At 71.4% G+C, this 15,974-nt stretch carries 17 protein-coding genes; 7 read left to right on the forward strand and 10 right to left on the reverse strand.

Features of this window, described 5'->3' with window-relative positions; translation table 11 throughout:
- Positions 1-84: 84 nt before the first annotated feature.
- Positions 85-912 (reverse strand): oxidoreductase, encoded by an 828-nt coding sequence (locus ACFWU9_RS18145; RefSeq protein ID WP_384319430.1) that lies wholly within the window; start codon positions 910-912, stop codon positions 85-87.
- A gap of 89 nt (positions 913-1,001) precedes the next feature.
- Here ACFWU9_RS18145 and ACFWU9_RS18150 point away from each other — a divergent pair, with 89 nt between their 5' ends.
- A complete protein-coding gene (locus tag ACFWU9_RS18150; RefSeq protein WP_384319432.1) occupies positions 1,002-1,946 on the forward strand; it encodes a LysR family transcriptional regulator in 945 nt (314 codons plus the stop codon).
- Positions 1,933-2,601 carry an HAD family hydrolase gene (locus ACFWU9_RS18155; RefSeq protein ID WP_384319434.1) on the forward strand — a complete coding sequence of 223 codons (669 nt, stop codon included), beginning with the start codon at positions 1,933-1,935 and terminating at the stop codon, positions 2,599-2,601. Before ACFWU9_RS18150 ends, ACFWU9_RS18155 begins: the two co-directional genes overlap by 14 nt.
- 147 nt (positions 2,602-2,748) lie before the next feature.
- Here ACFWU9_RS18155 and ACFWU9_RS18160 read toward each other — a convergent pair whose 3' ends face one another.
- The gene (locus tag ACFWU9_RS18160) at positions 2,749-3,435 is read right to left on the reverse strand and encodes a class I SAM-dependent methyltransferase (protein WP_384319436.1); all 687 of its coding nucleotides are present in this window, start codon (positions 3,433-3,435) and stop codon (positions 2,749-2,751) included.
- A gap of 77 nt (positions 3,436-3,512) precedes the next feature.
- On the reverse strand, positions 3,513-4,502 hold the full coding sequence (locus tag ACFWU9_RS18165) for an NAD(P)/FAD-dependent oxidoreductase (RefSeq protein ID WP_384319438.1): 990 nt from the start codon (positions 4,500-4,502) through the stop codon (positions 3,513-3,515).
- A gap of 83 nt (positions 4,503-4,585) precedes the next feature.
- On the opposite strand from ACFWU9_RS18165, the gene ACFWU9_RS18170 reads away from it, so the two are divergent.
- A complete protein-coding gene (locus tag ACFWU9_RS18170; protein WP_384319440.1) occupies positions 4,586-5,176 on the forward strand; it encodes a helix-turn-helix domain-containing protein in 591 nt (196 codons plus the stop codon).
- Here the strand turns inward: ACFWU9_RS18170 and ACFWU9_RS18175 are convergent.
- Entirely contained in the window at positions 5,115-5,921 is an 807-nt protein-coding gene (locus ACFWU9_RS18175) for an SGNH/GDSL hydrolase family protein (RefSeq protein ID WP_384319442.1), read from the reverse strand. The two genes, ACFWU9_RS18170 and ACFWU9_RS18175, sit on opposite strands and share 62 nt — an antisense overlap.
- Positions 5,922-5,989: 68 nt before the next feature.
- Between ACFWU9_RS18175 and ACFWU9_RS18180 the strand changes: the two genes are divergently transcribed.
- Complete coding sequence (locus ACFWU9_RS18180; RefSeq protein WP_384319444.1) at positions 5,990-6,559, forward strand: PadR family transcriptional regulator; 570 nt, start codon at positions 5,990-5,992, stop codon at positions 6,557-6,559.
- Between the two features lie 19 nt (positions 6,560-6,578).
- On the opposite strand, the gene ACFWU9_RS18185 is transcribed toward ACFWU9_RS18180, so the two are convergent.
- Positions 6,579-7,133 (reverse strand): TetR family transcriptional regulator C-terminal domain-containing protein, encoded by a 555-nt coding sequence (locus tag ACFWU9_RS18185; protein WP_384319583.1) that lies wholly within the window; start codon positions 7,131-7,133, stop codon positions 6,579-6,581.
- 296 nt (positions 7,134-7,429) lie between these two features.
- Here ACFWU9_RS18185 and ACFWU9_RS18190 point away from each other — a divergent pair, with 296 nt between their 5' ends.
- A complete protein-coding gene (locus ACFWU9_RS18190; RefSeq protein ID WP_384319446.1) occupies positions 7,430-9,331 on the forward strand; it encodes an RICIN domain-containing protein in 1,902 nt (633 codons plus the stop codon).
- A gap of 45 nt (positions 9,332-9,376) precedes the next feature.
- Here ACFWU9_RS18190 and ACFWU9_RS18195 read toward each other — a convergent pair whose 3' ends face one another.
- Together ACFWU9_RS18195 and ACFWU9_RS18200 are read right to left on the reverse strand one after the other, a co-directional pair.
- Positions 9,377-9,673: a hypothetical protein gene (locus tag ACFWU9_RS18195; RefSeq protein ID WP_384319448.1), complete on the reverse strand. Its 297-nt coding sequence runs from the start codon at positions 9,671-9,673 to the stop codon at positions 9,377-9,379.
- Positions 9,670-9,861, reverse strand: a complete 192-nt coding sequence (locus ACFWU9_RS18200) for a toxin-antitoxin system HicB family antitoxin (RefSeq protein ID WP_384319450.1) — start codon at positions 9,859-9,861, stop codon at positions 9,670-9,672. The genes ACFWU9_RS18195 and ACFWU9_RS18200 overlap by 4 nt, the downstream gene beginning before the upstream one ends.
- Before the next feature lie 457 nt (positions 9,862-10,318).
- On the opposite strand from ACFWU9_RS18200, the gene ACFWU9_RS18205 reads away from it, so the two are divergent.
- Positions 10,319-11,335: an alpha/beta fold hydrolase gene (locus ACFWU9_RS18205; RefSeq protein WP_384319452.1), complete on the forward strand. Its 1,017-nt coding sequence runs from the start codon at positions 10,319-10,321 to the stop codon at positions 11,333-11,335.
- 285 nt (positions 11,336-11,620) lie between these two features.
- On the forward strand, positions 11,621-12,631 hold the full coding sequence (locus ACFWU9_RS18210; RefSeq protein ID WP_384319454.1) for an iron-containing redox enzyme family protein: 1,011 nt from the start codon (positions 11,621-11,623) through the stop codon (positions 12,629-12,631).
- A 68-nt stretch (positions 12,632-12,699) separates the two neighbouring features.
- Here ACFWU9_RS18210 and ACFWU9_RS18215 read toward each other — a convergent pair whose 3' ends face one another.
- The 3 genes from ACFWU9_RS18215 to ACFWU9_RS18225 form a co-directional block, all read right to left on the reverse strand.
- Positions 12,700-12,972, reverse strand: a complete 273-nt coding sequence (locus tag ACFWU9_RS18215) for a DUF6296 family protein (RefSeq protein WP_384319456.1) — start codon at positions 12,970-12,972, stop codon at positions 12,700-12,702.
- A gap of 136 nt (positions 12,973-13,108) precedes the next feature.
- Positions 13,109-13,975, reverse strand: a complete 867-nt coding sequence (locus tag ACFWU9_RS18220; RefSeq protein WP_384319458.1) for a helix-turn-helix domain-containing protein — start codon at positions 13,973-13,975, stop codon at positions 13,109-13,111.
- A 364-nt stretch (positions 13,976-14,339) separates the two neighbouring features.
- Complete coding sequence (locus ACFWU9_RS18225) at positions 14,340-15,962, reverse strand: alkaline phosphatase D family protein (protein WP_384319460.1); 1,623 nt, start codon at positions 15,960-15,962, stop codon at positions 14,340-14,342.
- Positions 15,963-15,974: the final 12 nt, after the last annotated feature.

Here is a 15,974-nt window from a genome sequence, read left to right on the forward strand (position 1 = left end):
CAATCTGCCGCGTGCCCGCCGCCGGGCCGGCCCCGGCAGCCCCCCCGGCCGCCGGGGCCCGGGCCGACTCCCGGTCCCACGCCCTCAGTTGTCGAACGCCGTGTCCCGCGCCACCTTCTCCCAGGCCTCGATCTCCGCCCGGACCCCGTCGAGATGGCCCGTCACCGCGTCGACCGCGTCCGGGCCCAGGGGCAGACGCAGCGGAGTGTTCTCGGCCGCCAGCACGGTGAGGATCGCGGCGGCGGCCTTCGCCGGGTCGCCGGGCTGCGCGCCGTCCTCCGTCCTGACCATGTCCCGCGTCGGGCCGACCGTGGCCGCGTACGCGTCGATCTCCGCGCTCATCGTCCGGCCGCCGAAAAGCCCCGTACGGAACGCGCCCGGCTCCACCACGAGCACCTTGATCCCCAGCGGCGCGACCTCGGCCGCCAGCGCCTCGGACATGCCCTCCAGGGCGAACTTGGTGGCGCTGTAGCCCGAGAACCCCGCGAAGGACATCTGGCCGCCCATGCTGCTGAGCTGGACGATCGCGCCCGAGCGGCGCTCCCGCATGTGGGGGAGCACGGCGCGGGTCAGCGCCGCAGGACCGAAGACATGGACCTCGAAGAGCGAGCGCAGTTCCTCGTCCGTCGTCTCCTCCAGGGCCCCGACATGGGTCCGGCCGGCATTGTTCACGAGGACGTCGATCCGGCCGTGCCGGGCGGCCACGTCCGCCACCACCGTGTCGATCCCCGCCGCGTCGGTGACGTCCAGCCGCACCGCCTCGACCTGGTCCGGGTGGCGGGCGACGAGATCGTCCAGCGTCCCCGTGCGACGGGCCGCCGCGACGACGGTGTCCCCGGCGGCCACCGCGGCCTCGGTGATCGCCCGGCCGAAACCGCTGTTGGCGCCGGTGATCAGCCATACCCTGCTCATGAAGTTCTCCTCCGTCGGTGGGGCCTGCGGTACGACCCTGCCGACGGGCGCCCTCGCGCGTCCAAGACCCTCCGTGATAGCCATTGGTTATGGACGTGCACTGCCGGGATCTCCGCTACTTCGTCGCGGTCGCGGAGGAACTCCACTTCACGCGTGCGGCCGAGCGGCTCTTCGTCTCGCAGCCCGCGCTCAGCAAACAGGTCCGGGTGCTGGAGCGGTCACTGGGCGCGCCGCTGTTCGACCGGGACAGGCGGGGCGTACGGCTCACGAGCGCGGGCGCGGCGCTGCTGCCCCACGCGCGGCGCGTGCTGGCCGAATGGGAGGCGGGGCTGGTCGAGTTCGAGGCGGCGAAGGCCGCGCAGCGGGCGACACTGGCGGTCGGGATGAGCACCAGCCCCGGCCGTGGCGGCATGCTGCCCGCGATCAGGTCACGTTTCACCGCCGCCCACCCGGATGCCGTCCTGACGCTCCGTCAGGTGAGCTGGCACGACACGACCGCCGGGCTGGCCGACGGCACGAGCGACGTGGCGTTCGTCTGGCTGCCGCTGCCCGACGCCGACCGTTACCGGTGGCTCGTGATGGCCGAGGAGCCCCAACTCGTGGCGCTGGCCGAGACACACCGGCTGGCGCTGCGGGAGACCGTCGACTTCGCCGACCTGAGGGACGAGCCGTTCCTCGCCCTCCCGGGGAGCGCCGGACCGCTGCGCGACCACTGGCTCGCCCTCGATGCCCGCGAGGGCTGTCCGCCGGTGATCGGCGCGGAGATAGCGAGCCCCGACGAGACGTACGAGGCGCTCGTCGACGGACTCGGCGTCTGCCTGCTCGCGAGCGGGAACGCACCTCTGGTGGCACGGCCGGGCGTCGTCACCCGCCCGGTCGCCGGGCTCCCACCCGCCCAACTCGCCTTGGCCTGGCGGGCGGACGACACGCGCCCACTCGTCCGCGCGTATGTGGAGGCGGTACGTTCGACGAAGCGTGCCCCCACGGGCGGGGCACCGGCGGGAAGGGCGAGAACCGGGCGTGCCAGCGACTGAGTCCCATCCGAACGGGCAGGGCGCCGCGGACCGGCCCTTCGACGCCGTGCTGTGCGATGTCGACGGCGTCATCCGCCACCTCGACTCCACCGAGGTGTCACGTCTTGAGCGGGCGGCGGGCCTGCCGGAGGGCACCACGGCGTCCGTCGGCTACGCCCCGGAGAACGATCTGCCGTTGCTGCTCGGGCAGATCACCCGTCAGGAGTGGGCCGGCTCGATCGTCCGGGACCTGCTGCCGCGGGTCTCCCGGAAGGAGGCCGAGGCCCTGGCGCTCGCCTTCACGGTGGCCGACTTCCGGACGGACGAGACCGTCGTGGGCCTGCTCCGGCACGTCCGTGAGCACTGCCCGCTGGTGCTCGTCAGCAACGCGACGACCTGGCTCGACGAGGACCTGGCCCGACTCGGACTGACCGGGCTCGCGCACAGTGTCGTCAACAGCTCCCTCGTGGGGGTGTCCAAGCCGGACCGCCGCATTTACGAGATCGCCGCCGAGCGCGCCGGCGTCTCCCCGGACCGCTGCCTCTTCGTCGACGACAGGCAGGAGAACGTGGACGCCGCCGTCGCCCTCGGCATGACCGGGGTGCTCCACCGCACCGCCGACGACCTGCGGGCGGCACTGGGCGAGCTGGGCGGACCGAACGGTCCGAAGGACTGAACGGCCCGCCAGGAGCCCGACGGCGTCGACGCCGCACTTCACGCACCTCACCGCGGGTCGACGCGGGTCAAGGGCGTCGCACGCACGTCAGAGGCATGGAACGCACGTCGAGCGCCTCGAACGCACCTCACGACCGGTCGAGGCCCCTCACACCGCGCGCCGGCGCACCTTCACGGCGTTGTCCGTACGCGTGCCCGGCTGCCCGTCCGGGCGCGTCTGGATCCGCTCGTGCTCCTCGCTGAGCAGCACTTCCCACTCCCCGTCGGCCAGTTCGAGCGATTCGACGACCTCGTCCGGCGTCGGGAGGTGCACCTCGATGTCCCGCTCCGGCTCCCAGGACGGCAGCCCGGCGTGCCCGACGATCAGGAGCACACCGCCGGGGGCCACGGCCGCGGCGGCGGCCCGCAGGATCTTCTCCCGAGGCATGTCGTCCGGTGAGTGGAGGAACTGCGCCGAGACCAGGTCGTACGTCCCGGTGGGGAAGGACGTCCCGAAGTCGTGCCGCTGCCAGTCGACGCGCTCGGCGACGCCCTCGTCGGCCGCGGCGGCGTGCCGCCGGGCCTTGGCGAGCGCGACCCCGGAGATGTCGCAGGCGGTGACCCGCCACCCCTGCCCCGCCAGCCAGATCGCGTCGGCCCCTTCGCCGCAGCCCAGATCCAGGGCCCGGCCGGGCGCCAGACCGCTGGCCTCCCGGACGAGGACCGTGTTCGGCTTCCCGCTCCAGATACGTTCGCTCTCCCCGTAACGCGAGTCCCAGAACTCCTCGTTCGTACCGCTCCCGGTGCCCTCCGAGCCCGTGGTGCCGTTGTCCGGGAACGCCTGACCGTCAGTCATCGATGTTTCTCCTGAGTCGAGTTGATCCTGCGTACTGCCACCGCTGTCACCGCTGTCATCGCCGCGGGTCGTGTCGGTCACCGCTCACCACCCGGCGCGCCCTGTCGCGCCTCCACCGCACGCCGTGTCTCCTCGGCGATCAGATCCGCGTTGATCGCGGCCGCCGCCCGCAGTCCCGCGGCAGCCGAGCCGATCACGGTCTCCGTCGGATCGGCGACATTGCCCGCCGCCCAGACACCGGGCACGGAGGTCGCGCCCGCCGGGTCGGTGGGGACGGCGCTGCCGACCACCTGACCGGCCATCTCCCGGTCGACCGGCGCCGCCCCCAGCTCCGCGAGGATGCCCCCGCGCGCGCCGAACAGCGGCGGAACCACCAGGGCGCGGACCGGGACCACCCGGCCGCCGGCCAGTCCGACCCCGCTCAGCCGGTCGTCCGTCAGGTCCAGGGACACCACCTCGCCGTCCACGACGGCGACGCCACGCGCGGCCAGTTGCTCGTACTGCTCGTCGTCGAAGTCCGGCGCCGTGTGCCGCAGCAGCGTCACGTCGTCGCTCCACTGCCGCCACATCTGCGCCTGGTGGACGGCGAGCGGCCCGGTCGCCAGGATGCCGATGGGCGCGTCGCGCACCTCCCACCCGTGGCAGTAGGGGCAGTGCAGCACATCGCGCCCCCACCGCTCGGCCAGGCCCGGGACCGGCGGCAGTTCGTCGACGAGCCCCGTCGTGACCAGCAGTCTCCGCGCCGTCACCTCGGCGACCGCCGCGCCCTCTGCGAGTACGAGACGGAAACCGTCGGCGACGGACCCTTTGACGGCCGTCACCTCTCCGTCGAGGAACTCACCGCCGTAGCCCGTCACTTCCTCGCGGCCCACGGCCGCCAGCTCGGCCGGCGCGATGCCCTCACGGCCCAGATAGCCGTGGACCTGGGACGCCGGGGCGTTGCGCGGCTCACCGGAGTCGATCACCAGCACCGAACGGCGTGCCCGCGCGAGGACCAGCCCCGCGCTCAGCCCGGCGGCTCCGCCACCGACCACCACGACATCGAAATCTACCTTTTGCACCTTCATGCGAAGCACCTCCCTGTGCTGGAGATGGTCCGTCCCTGGCTCGCCGTTTGACAAAATTCCTTGCCGAGGTGGCAAATAGAAGCATGGCTGACGACGACCTCGCGACCGTCCTGAAGGGTGTGGGACCGCGCCTTCGGGCCCTGCGCCGCGACCGCGGTACGACGCTCACCTCGCTGAGCGAGTCGACCGGGATCTCGGTCAGCACCCTGTCCCGGCTGGAGTCCGGTGGCCGTAAACCGACCCTGGAGCTGCTCCTGCCGCTCGCCAAGGCGTTCGGCGTGCAGCTCGACGAGCTGGTGGACGCGCCACCGACCGGTGACCCCCGCGTCCATCTGCGGTCCTTCTCGCGCTACGGCATGACCTTCGTGCCGCTGACCCGCCATCTCGGCGGGCTCCAGGCGTACAAACAGATCATCCCGGCCGGTCGGCCGCACACGGGCGAGTTGGAACAGCGGACGCACGAGGGCTACGAGTGGCTCTACATCCTGGCCGGCCGCCTACGGCTGCGCCTCGGCGAGCACGATCTGGTGCTGGGCGTGGGGGAGGCCGCCGAGTTCGACACCCGCACCCCGCACGGATGGGCCAGCGCGAGTCCCGAAGGGGTCGAGTTCCTCACCATCTTCGGCCGGCAGGGCGAGAAGATGCACGTACGCGCCCGGCCCGCGGAGAAGTGAACAGGGCACCGGCCAGGGGCCGTAGGAGATGCCGGCCGACCCACAGGGTGTGCCGCGCGCCGGAGACGATCCGGTCGCCCAGTGGATCGGCGTCGGGGATCACCGCCGGCGCGGGCGCGGCGCCGCCACCCGTGCGCAGGACATCACCCGCCAGGGCGGCCAGATAGCGGTGGCCCCGGCGGTTCGGGTGCAGCCGGTCCACGCAGACCATCCCCGCCCTTTCGACACGGACCCCCTCGCGCGCGTCGATCATCCACGCCCCGTGGCGCCGCGACACCCGCTCGATCACCTCGTTCGCCTCGGCGATCCGGCGCCGCAACTCCGCCCGCCTCGCGCGCGGAAGAGGCAGTGAGGCGCCGACGTCGTGCAGCGTCATCGTCAGGACACCGGCGGATGCCGCCGCACTCAGCACGGCGACGGCATACGCGTAGTCCTCCTCGAAGCGCGCGGCGTCGAAGCGCCCGGCGATCACGTCGTTCACGCCGATCACACAGGTGATGTACGCGGGTGCCAGCGCGACGGCCCGGTCCAGCTGATGGCTGCGCAGCGCGGCGACCGTGGCGCCGCTGCGGGCCAGATTCGCGACGAGCACCGGGCCGGGACGACCGGACCCCTGACCTCGCCCCGGCCTCTCCGTCAGGTAGTGGATCCAGCCCCTCAGCGCGCCGCCCCGGTGCGGGTCGCCGACTCCCTCGCTGACGCTGTCGCCGACCGCGACCAGACCCGCCCCCGTACTCATATTCATGAGTAATAATGTAGATGATTAATCATGGCCCGAGAAGCCCTGCTCACCAGCCTGGATAGGGTGACGTCATGTCTCTGCGGCACGCTGTCCTGGCAGCCCTGATCCAGGGCGAGGCCAGTGGCTACGAACTCACCAAGCGCTTCGACGTCGGGGTGGCCAACTTCTGGCACTCCCGGCCCCAGCAGCTCTACGCGGAGCTCACCCGGCTGCACGCGGAAGGGCTCGTACGGGCCACCAAAGTGGTCCAGGAGTCGCGGCCGACCAAGCGGCTCTACGCGCTGACCGACGCGGGCACCCAGGCGCTGGTCGACTTCGCGGCCGGGCCGCTGCGGCCGACGAACCTGCGGGACGAGCTGACCGTCGCGGTGCAGTGCGCGGACGTGGTCGAACCGGACGCGCTGCTCGCGCATCTCGGGCGGCGAGCCGAGGAGGCCCGGCGGAAACTGGACACGCTGCGCCGGACGGAGACCTCGATCCTCGCCGGCCGGGACGAGGAGGAGTTCGTCCGCACCACGAACCACCTCGGGCCGTATCTGACCTGTCGGCGCGGCATCCGGTACGAGGCGGAGACGGAGCGGTGGTGCGAGTGGGCCGCCGGTCTGATCCGCGCCAAGCAGCGGGCCGCGCAAGCCTCCTGACGCCGGATCAGGTCCGGTCTCAGTTCTTGGCCGGGGCGATGGACGCCAGCAGCGATGACACCACCCGCTCCGTTGACGCGGCCATGTCCACCGACTCCGGCGACAGCAGCCACTGCACCTGGAGCCCGTCCATCACCGCGATGATCGCGTTCGCCACGTTCTCGACGTCCAGGTCCTCGCGGGCCTCGCCCAGTTCGGCCGCCTCGCGAAGCGCGTCCACCACGAAGGCGCGCAGCCCCGTGTACCGGTCGCGGAAGTACTCCTGCGCGGGGTGGTTCTCCGTGACGCTCTCCGCCGAGAGCACCGCGTAGAGCCGTACGATGCCCTCCCGCTCGGCGTTGCGGCGCGAGGTGTCGATCAGATGCCGCAGGAAGGCGAGACCGCGCGGACGGTCGGGGCCGAGCTGCTCTATGTCGGTCTGGTCCCGCAGTTCGAGGACGCTCGTGAGCAGCAGCTCCTTGGACCGGAAGTAGTGCAGTACACCCGCCTGCGTGAGCCCCGCGCGATCCGCGATCTCCGCCAGTGACGCGTTGTTGTAGCCCCGGGCGGCGAACGTCTCCATCGCGATGCGCAGGATCTCCTCGCGCCGCTGCCGCGCCCCCGGGCTGCGGGGCGTCCGCGGCTGGGCCGGCCCGGCCGGCGCGCCGCCCCGTTCCCCCACTCGTCTGTTGCTCACCGGGCGCAGTCTACGGCTCTCCGGATCACGCCCACGGCCTTGGCGGGTCCGGCCGAAACAAGTTCCGCCCGACGACTTACTAAGTACTTAGTAAGCGTGCTTTCATGTCGCCGATGCGCCACCCGGCCACGGCACGGGACGCCCCGGGCCGCAGGCGATTCGTTCGACACACGAACCGGCAGGAGCCCCCACGTATGCGAAGAACCCTGCACAGAAACGTCGTTCGCCGAGCCGTCGTCGCGCTCAGCGTGCTCACGCTGGGCGGAAGCCTCGGACTGACCGCGTCCGGTACGGCGCAGGCCGCCGACCCCACCGCCCAGGTGTGGGTCACCACCGCCGACGGAAGCCGCAAGCTGGCCTCGGCCGGCCAGATCACCTTCAACTCCACCCCGCAGGCCATCGACATCAACGTCAACCAGGGCCAGCGCGAACAGCAGTTCACCGGTGCGGGCGCCTCCGTCACCGGCGCGGCCGGGCATCTGATCAACCAGCTGCCGGCGACGCAGAAGAACGCCCTGATGAACTCGCTTTTCTCCGCCCAGGGCGACGGCATCGGTCTCAACTATCTGCGCCAGCCGCTGGGCGCCACCGACTTCAACCAGGGCGCCGCCTACACCTACGAGGACAACCAGGGCGACTTCAACCTCGGCCGTGACCACGAGGCGATCATCCCCGTCCTCAAGCAGGCCGTGTCGATCAACCCCGGCATCCGCTTCATGGGAAGCCCCTGGTCGCCGCCCGCGTGGATGAAGACCAACAACAGCCTCAACGGCGGCAGTCTGCGTACCGACCGCTACCAGCAGTACGCCGACTACCTGGTCAAGGCGATCCAGGGATATCAGCAGCAGGGTCTCAAGCTCACCGACCTCACGGTCCAGAACGAGCCCGAGTTCGCGACGAGTTACCCCTCGATGAGCATGACCGCCTCGGAGCAGGCGGCGTTCTTCAAGGTGCTCGACCGCACGCTCACCTCGGCGAACCTGCCGACCAACCTCCTGGCGTACGACCACAACTGGGACCACCCGAACTACCCGCTCCAGGTCTTCTCCGAGACCCCGGGCATGAACCGCGTGATCGGCGCCGCCTTCCACTGCTACGGCGGCCAGCCCACCAGCCAGTCGCAGATCAGACAAGCCGGCAAGCGGGTCTTCTTCACCGAGTGCTCGGGAACCGACAGCGCCAACGCGGCCACCACGTTCGCCGACACGCTGAAGTGGCACGCGGAGAACCTCGTCGTGGCCAACATGCGCAACGGCGGTGAGACCACGATCATGTGGAACCTCGCCCTGAACCAGAACGGCGGCCCCCACCAGGGCCACTGCACCACCCGCTGCAACGGCGTGGTCGAGATCAACGGCAGCACGGTCACACGCAACGCGGAGTACTACGTACTCGGCCATCTCACCAAGTTCGTCAGGCCCGGGGCCACGCGCATCGGTTCGACCAGCCAGGGCGCGGGCGGCGTGCAGAACGTCGTCTGGCAGAACCCGGACGGCGGCAAGGCGGCGTACGTCGTGAACGGCGCCGGCGCGGCCAGGACGTTCTCGATCACGGACGCCGGCCGCTCGGCCACCTACACGCTGCCGGCGGGCGCCGTCGCCACCCTCGTGTGGACCGGCACCGACACCGGGAACCCGGGTGACGGCTCCATCGACCCGGCGACCTGGTACCAGGTGGTCAACAGCGGCAGCAACGCCTGCCTCGACGCCACCGGTTGGGGCACGGCGGACGGCACCGGCCTTCAGCAGTGGTCCTGCTCCGCGCCCGCCGCCAACAACCAGACCTGGCAGTTCCGGCCCACCAGCAACGGGTACTACCAGGTGGTCAACCGGCACAACGGCAAGGTGTGGGACATCGACGGCGGAGCCGGCGCCACCGCCGACGGGGCCCGCGCGCATCTGTGGAGCTACACCGGCGCCACCAACCAGCAGTGGCAGCCGCAGCGCATCGGAACCACCGACCGCTACCGGTTCGCCGCCAGACACAGCAACAAGTGCCTGACCGTCAGCGCCGGTACGGCGAACGGCGCCACGCTCACGCAGCAGCCCTGCACGGAGGCGGCCGGCCAGACCTTCCGGCTGACGGCACAGCCGTAACGACGAGAGCCGGTGGGCCCCGAGGACGGGCCCACCGGCTCCCGCTCAGAGATCGAGCACCGCGCGCAACGCCTGGCTGATCCGCTCCATCACGGCGGTGTCGACAGGCCCGAGCAGCTTCGCGCCGTCGAAGCGCGTGACCCGCAACTGCTGGAGGTTGACCGCGACGGCGGTGCAGGGCAGCGGGTCGTCGATCACCACGGACATCGCGGTGTCCGGGTAGCGCCCGGCGTCGTGGAGGACGACGGTGAGGACCGCGCCGTACGCCCCCTCCAGACCGTCGAGCGAGACGATCAGGACATTGCGCCCGTCACCGAGCGTCCAGATCTCACCACGTTTCACAGAGCGTCGCCCTCGCCGCCGAGGTCGTCGCCCAGACCGAGCGACGCGAGCCTGCGGGCGGAGTCGAGCACGGCCTGCCGCTGGGCGGCGCGCACGATGTAGGCGTTGAGGGAGAGCCCGGCCGCTGCCGCCCCCGCCTTGATCGATGCGTTGATCTCGTCCGGGATACGGAGCGTCATGGCGGTCATGCGACCGACCATAGCAACCGGACGGTGGTTGCACCATGTGGTGTCACTTTCGGGACCGGACCCTACGGAGCGGGCGGTAGCGCCGCGCACGTCGCCGAGGGCCGGCTCACGGCCATGCCCGGGGCCACGGCGAGCGTGCGGTACGGAGGCAGCCGGGTGCCCGGCGCCGGTCGGCCGGATCGGACGCGTCCCGGATGGGAGATCCGTCCCCGCGGCGGCCTCACGCTCACGCTCAGGTCCGGACTCGGACTCGAGCGCGACCTCAACCTCAGGCTCACGTTCAGCCTCAGCCTCAGGCTCAGGTCCGACTTCCGTCCTGGCTCCGGCCTCGGCTCTCGGCTCCGACTCTCCTCGACCCGCCTCGCCCGGGCCGATTTGCCGGTCCGGCAAGTTCTCTTGGCCGTGCGTCGCGGGCGCCCGAATGATGGTGAGGGAAAAGATCACCCGAGGAGGAGCCATGCAGGACCCCGTCACCCCGCCCGCGGCAGCCACCGCACCCACCCCGCCGCCCGCGCGACACCGTCTGGTGGATGTCCCCGGCGGCCGTGTCCACCTGGTCGAACAGGGCACCGGACCCCTCGTCCTGATGGTCCACGGCTTCCCCGAGTCCTGGTACTCCTGGCGCCACCAGCTCCCGGCCATCGCCGCCGCGGGATATCGCGCGATCGCGATCGACGTACGCGGCTACGGACGCTCCTCGAAGCCGGCGGCCGTCGAGGACTACCGGATGCTCGCCCTCGTCGGCGACAACGTCGGAGTCGTCCACGCCCTCGGCGAGGAGACCGCGACGATCGTCGGCCACGACTGGGGATCGAACATCGCCGCCGACTCGGCGCTGCTGCGCCCCGACGTCTTCACCGCCGCCGCGCTGCTCAGCGTGCCGTTCGCGCCCCGGGGCGGCCCCCGCCCGACCGAGGTGTTCGCGGGGATCGGCGGCGACGAGGAGTTCTACGTCAGCTACTTCCAGACGCCCGGCCGCGCGGAGGCCGAGATGGAGCCCGACATCCGCGGCTGGCTGGCCGGTTTCTACACGGGCCTCTCCGGCGACACCATGCCGTCCGAGGGCGGGGCGGGCCTCTACTTCGTACCCCCGGGCGGCAGACTCCGCGACCGCTTCCCGGCCGGACCGCCGCCTGCCTGGCTCTCGGAGGCCGATCTCGACCACTACGCGCAGGAGTTCGAGCGGACCGGACCGACCGGCGCGCTCAACCGCTACCGCAACGTCGACCGCGACTGGGCCGACCTGGCCGCCTGGCACGGCGCCCCGATCACCCAGCCGTCCCTCTTCATCGGCGGCGGGCGCGACGCCTCGCTCGGGTGGATGGCGGAGGCCGTCAAGGCCTTCCCCGCCACCCTTCCCGGCCTGGTCTCCTCGCACATCCTCGAAGACTGCGGGCACTGGGTACAGCAGGAGCGCGCGGACGAGGTCAACCGTCTCCTGACGCGGTGGCTGGACGCGCTGCCGGCCCGCTGACCCCGGCCGCGCGCCGCGACAGCTCCGGGGCGGCCCGCGCCGACGGGCCCCGGCTCACCCGAACGGCCGCACGGCCGCGCCGCGCCCGGACCGTGGGACGCGGGCCGCCCGGAGGACCGGGAGAGTGGCGCCGACGCGGCGCACACGAGGCGCGGCCGGACGTTACCCACGGTCCGGGAGCAGTCACCCGAGGGACATCCCCGAAAGGGGAAAGGCGGGGCGGAGCGGCGAGAATGATCGGACGGAGCACGCTGATCAGTTCGATCAGGTCAAGGAGTGAAGTCAGTGGAGAACGCCGACGTCCGGCCGACCGGCCCGGCTCTGCCGACGGGCCGTGGCGACCTCAGTTACGGAGTCGTACGCGCCCTGCGCGGCCGTCCCGGATCCGGGACCCCCCTGCCGCCGTACGGAGCGGCCGACGACGCCGCCCCGTACGGCGAGGACCTGCACCTCGCGCTCTACCTCTGCTACGAACTGCACTACCGCGGATTCTGCGGCGTCGACCCCGCCTGGGAGTGGGATCCGGCGCTCCTCGCCTTCCGCGCCGGACTGGAGCGCCGCTTCATCGACGCGCTGCGCGCGGACACCAAACGCCGTACCGACATCGACGAGGCGCTCGGGGATCTGCTGGTCGAGCCGCCGGACAACGCGAGCGCCTCCCACTACCTCAGGGACGAGGGGGAGCTGTGGCATCTGCGCGAGTACGCCGCCCAGCGCTCGGTCTACCACCTCAAGGAGGCCGACCCGCACGCCTGGGTGATCCCGCGGCTCAGGGGCCGGGCGAAGGCGGCGATGGCCGCGATCGAGTTCGACGAGTTCGGCGCGGGCCGGGCGGACCGAATACACGCGCGGCTCTTCGCGGGCCTCATGACCGATCTGGGTCTGGACACGACGTACGGCCGGTACGTCGACGTGGCGACGGGGGAGATGCTGGCGAGCGTCAACCTCATGTCGATGTTCGGACTGCACCGCGCGCTCCGCGGCGCCCTGGTCGGCCACTTCGCCGCCGTCGAGGTGGCCTCCTCGCCCGCGTCACGCCGGCTGGCGGAGGCGGTACGGCGCGTGGGGGCGGGCGAGGCCGCCGCGACCTTCTACGACGAGCACGTGGCGGCCGACGGGGCGCATGAACAGCTCGTACGCCGCGAGGTCGTCGGCGGGCTCCTGGAGGAGGAGCCCTGGCTGGAGACGGACGTGGCCTTCGGGGCCGACGCCACGGGGGTGCTGGACGCCCGCCTCGCCGAGAGACTGCTCTCCGCCTGGCGGGACGGCCTCTCCGCCCTGCGTACGCCGCTCTGAGCCGGTTCGGCGAAAGCCGGAGCCCCGTCCCCCCGACGATCACCGGGCGGACGGGGCCGGGGATTCGCTCACGAACCGAGCGACCGCGCCCTCACCGGAGTGCTGGGCGCCTGCTGGCCTCCGCTGGCCAGCATCCGCACCTCGCCCCGGTCGCTGATCTCCGCACGCACGATGCCCGTCTCGTCCTCGTAGACGGGAAACCCGCCCGCTCCTGACCTGGCGGTTCGCCTGACCGTCACCACGTCCCGCTCCTTGTGCTCGGGCCCTGGGGCCGTGAGGTCGGTCGGGTCGGTGGGGGCGGTCTCGTCGAACACCAGCTCGTAGCGTTCCGGGTAAGCCATGGGGGGCCTCCTCCCGCGATAGGCACCACCACCCATCGTCACCCCGTCGGCCGATCCTCGCCTCCGGCGTGGTTCTGTCCCCCTAGCACCGCGCGGGGCAGGTGGCGAGTCCTGCCCCGCCTATCCGGACCCCCGGTCACAGCGTGGCGCGGAATTCGGACAGCAGTTCCTTCGTACGGCTCGCGGACTCCGCGTGGGCCACCATCCGGTCCATGGCCTCCATGTGCTCGGAGACCTCACCGTCCTCGTCGAGATAGAGCGCCCCGGTCAGATACTCGATGTAGACCATGTCCCGCACCTCGGGGACACCGAAGCGGAACAGCACGAAGGGGCTGTACGTACCGGGGTGATGGCCCGCGCTGAACTCGGCGATCTGCAAGGTCACGTTCGGCATCTCGGCCGCCTCGATGAGCCGGTCGATCTGCGCGCGCATCACCTCCGCCGACCCGACGTGCCGGCGCAGCACCGTCTCGTCCAGCACGGCCCAGAAGACGGGCGCGTCGGCACGGGTCAGCAGCGCCTGGCGCTCCAGCCGGAGCGCGACCTGTCGTTCGATCCGGGTCGGGTCGGAGAGCCGCTGTCCCAGGGCGCCGGTGGTCAGGATCTGCCGCGCGTACTCCTCGGTCTGGAGCAGCCCCGGCACGAAGTGCGGCTCGTAGCAGCGCATCGTCTTCGCGGCCTCTTCGAGGCTGACGTAACCGCTGAACCAGTCGGGGAGCACATCGTGGAACCGCTGCCACCAGCCCGGCTTGTTGGCCTCGTCGGCCAAGCGCAGGAAGACGTCTATCTCGTCGTCCGGGACGTTGTACGCGGGCAACAGGATCTGCAGATAGGGGACTTTCAGCCCGACCTCGGCCGTCTCCATCCGGCGGACGGTCGCCGCGGTCACCCGCAGCAGCCGGCCGGACTGTTCACGGCTGAGGCCCGCCTTCTCACGCAGGGCCAACAGCTGTCTGCTCAGCACGATCTGACCGATCGTCGGAGCCGACCGTGGCTCGCTCATCGCGCACCCCCGAGCACTGCCGCAGTCATGACCGACAGTCTGCCACAGCAACTCGCCGTAGTGGCAGGCCTGTTGATCTTTCGCGGTCTTCCGGCGGGCGCGTCGGCCACCGTGCTCCCTGCTCTCAAGGTCCTCAGCTCGATCCGGATCTTGGCCGTGTGGGCGGCCGGGTTGGGCTCGTAGACGCTCACATATCTCCGTGCGTGATGCCCTGGCCGACGAGGTGGTGCGGGCAATGCCCGACAGCATGCCGCCCCGGAGTCCGCGCCACCAGGGGCAGGACTCCGCCCGGGGTCGTCCCCTCGCGGCGGCCCTGAACCGCCGGACCCTCCCACACTGCCATGACGGCCGCGATGCCCGCGGGTTACGCGGGGGTCAATCCCGGATCGCCGGCTTCCGTCACGAACGACGCCGCCCTGGTGAGCGCGGAGCCGGGCTTCGTGACGGACGTCAGTGTGTTGAAGGTGACGGTAGCCCGGTCCCTCGTGAGAGAGAAAGTGGTGTAACCCCGGCGCCCGTTGTAGTACTTCATATGCGGGTTGGCGGAGGTGAGGTTGGTCCAGTTGGACGGCTTCTCCGCGCCGTCCATGTCGCTGCTCACCGAGGTCGTGGCGATCTCCGTCCCCACCGTGCGGGAGGCGGGGTCGTCGAAGTCGGCCTTCAGGTCGAAGCCGTAACCGACGTGCACGTCGCCGGTCAGCACCATCAGATTGTCGATCCCGGCCGCCTTCGCGCCGTCCAGGACGCGCTTGCGGGAGGCCGTGTACCCGTCCCACGCGTCCATCGACAACTTGAAGTCCGACCCCGGCACGGACCGGCGCTGCGCGAACGTCACCTGCTGCGCCAGCAGGTTCCAGGTGGCTTTCGAGCTCTTCCAGCCGTTCAGCAGCCAGCGCTCCTGTGTCTCGCCGGTCATGGTGCGTCCGGGGTCCTTCGACTCGGGGCCCGGGACCTGCCAGTTGGCGCCCTGCACCTGGTTGGAGCGGTACTGGCGGGTGTCGAGGATGTCGAACTGGGCGAGGCGCCCGAAGTGCAGCCGGCGGTAGAGCCGCATGTCCGGTCCCTCGGGCTGCTGCGGGGCGCGCAGCGGCTGGTTCTCCCAGTACGCGCGGTAGGCGGCGGCCCTGCGGAGCAGGAACTCCTCCGGCGGCACGTCGTTCTCGGGGGTCTCGTCCGCGTAGTTGTTCTCCGTCTCGTGGTCGTCCCACGTGACGATGAAGGGGTGCGCCGAGTGCGCGGCCATCAGGTCCGGGTCGGACTTGTAGAGGCCGTAGCGCAGCCGGTAGTCCTCCAGCGTGATGGTCTCGCGGTTGTAGTGCGCGGGCAGCTTGCGGTCGGTGTACTTCCGCTGGCCGCCCGCCGACGACACCGCGTACTCGTACAGATAGTCGCCGAGGTGCACGACCACATCGAGGTCCTCGGCGGCCAGGTGTTTGTAGGCGGTGAAATAGCCGTGGTAGTACGCCTGGCAGGAGAGCGTGGCCAGCTTGAGCCCGCCGACCGCGGCCCCGGCGGCGGGGGCGGTACGGGTGCGGCCCACCGGACTGATCCAGGTACCGGCCCTGAAGCGGTAGTGGTAGAGGCGGCCGGAGGAGAGCCCCGGGACCTCGACGCGCACGCTGTGGTCGAACTCTGGGTGGGCGGTCGCCGTGCCGCTCGCGACGATCCGTGCGAAGCGCTCGTCGTGCGCGACCTCCCACTCCACCTCGACCCGCTCGGCCGGCAGCCCGCCGTCCGCCGTGTACGGCTCCGGTGCCAGCCGGGTCCAGAGCAGCGCCGTCCCGGGCAGTGGATCGCCCGAGGCGACGCCGAGGGTGAAGGGGTCCTCGGTGATCCGCCGGGGGTCGAGCCGGCGGGCGGCGGCCGCGCCGGCGGCGGGCATGTTCGCCGCGAAGGCGAGCACGGCCGCGGCGCCGGCGCGGGTGACGAACTGACGGCGGTCGATACGACGGGCGGCGGCGCGGAACTCGGGCAGATGATTTCCCATGGTGACGAGTCA

This window comes from Streptomyces sp. NPDC058653 (assembly GCF_042716895.1).
Taxonomy (GTDB): domain Bacteria; phylum Actinomycetota; class Actinomycetes; order Streptomycetales; family Streptomycetaceae; genus Streptomyces.

Coding starts and splice junctions, on each gene's coding strand:
- ACFWU9_RS18215 (WP_384319456.1), bottom strand. CDS start 12,972: ATGGCTTACCCGGAACGCTACGAGCTGGTGTTCGACGAGACCGCCCCC.
- ACFWU9_RS18145 (WP_384319430.1), bottom strand. CDS start 912: ATGAGCAGGGTATGGCTGATCACCGGCGCCAACAGCGGTTTCGGCCGG.
- ACFWU9_RS18225 (WP_384319460.1), bottom strand. CDS start 15,962: ATGGGAAATCATCTGCCCGAGTTCCGCGCCGCCGCCCGTCGTATCGAC.
- ACFWU9_RS18170 (WP_384319440.1), top strand. CDS start 4,586: ATGGCTGACGACGACCTCGCGACCGTCCTGAAGGGTGTGGGACCGCGC.
- ACFWU9_RS18160 (WP_384319436.1), bottom strand. CDS start 3,435: ATGACTGACGGTCAGGCGTTCCCGGACAACGGCACCACGGGCTCGGAG.
- ACFWU9_RS18175 (WP_384319442.1), bottom strand. CDS start 5,921: ATGAATATGAGTACGGGGGCGGGTCTGGTCGCGGTCGGCGACAGCGTC.
- ACFWU9_RS18190 (WP_384319446.1), top strand. CDS start 7,430: ATGCGAAGAACCCTGCACAGAAACGTCGTTCGCCGAGCCGTCGTCGCG.
- ACFWU9_RS18205 (WP_384319452.1), top strand. CDS start 10,319: ATGCAGGACCCCGTCACCCCGCCCGCGGCAGCCACCGCACCCACCCCG.
- ACFWU9_RS18180 (WP_384319444.1), top strand. CDS start 5,990: ATGTCTCTGCGGCACGCTGTCCTGGCAGCCCTGATCCAGGGCGAGGCC.
- ACFWU9_RS18220 (WP_384319458.1), bottom strand. CDS start 13,975: ATGAGCGAGCCACGGTCGGCTCCGACGATCGGTCAGATCGTGCTGAGC.
- ACFWU9_RS18165 (WP_384319438.1), bottom strand. CDS start 4,502: ATGAAGGTGCAAAAGGTAGATTTCGATGTCGTGGTGGTCGGTGGCGGA.
- ACFWU9_RS18200 (WP_384319450.1), bottom strand. CDS start 9,861: ATGACCGCCATGACGCTCCGTATCCCGGACGAGATCAACGCATCGATC.
- ACFWU9_RS18150 (WP_384319432.1), top strand. CDS start 1,002: ATGGACGTGCACTGCCGGGATCTCCGCTACTTCGTCGCGGTCGCGGAG.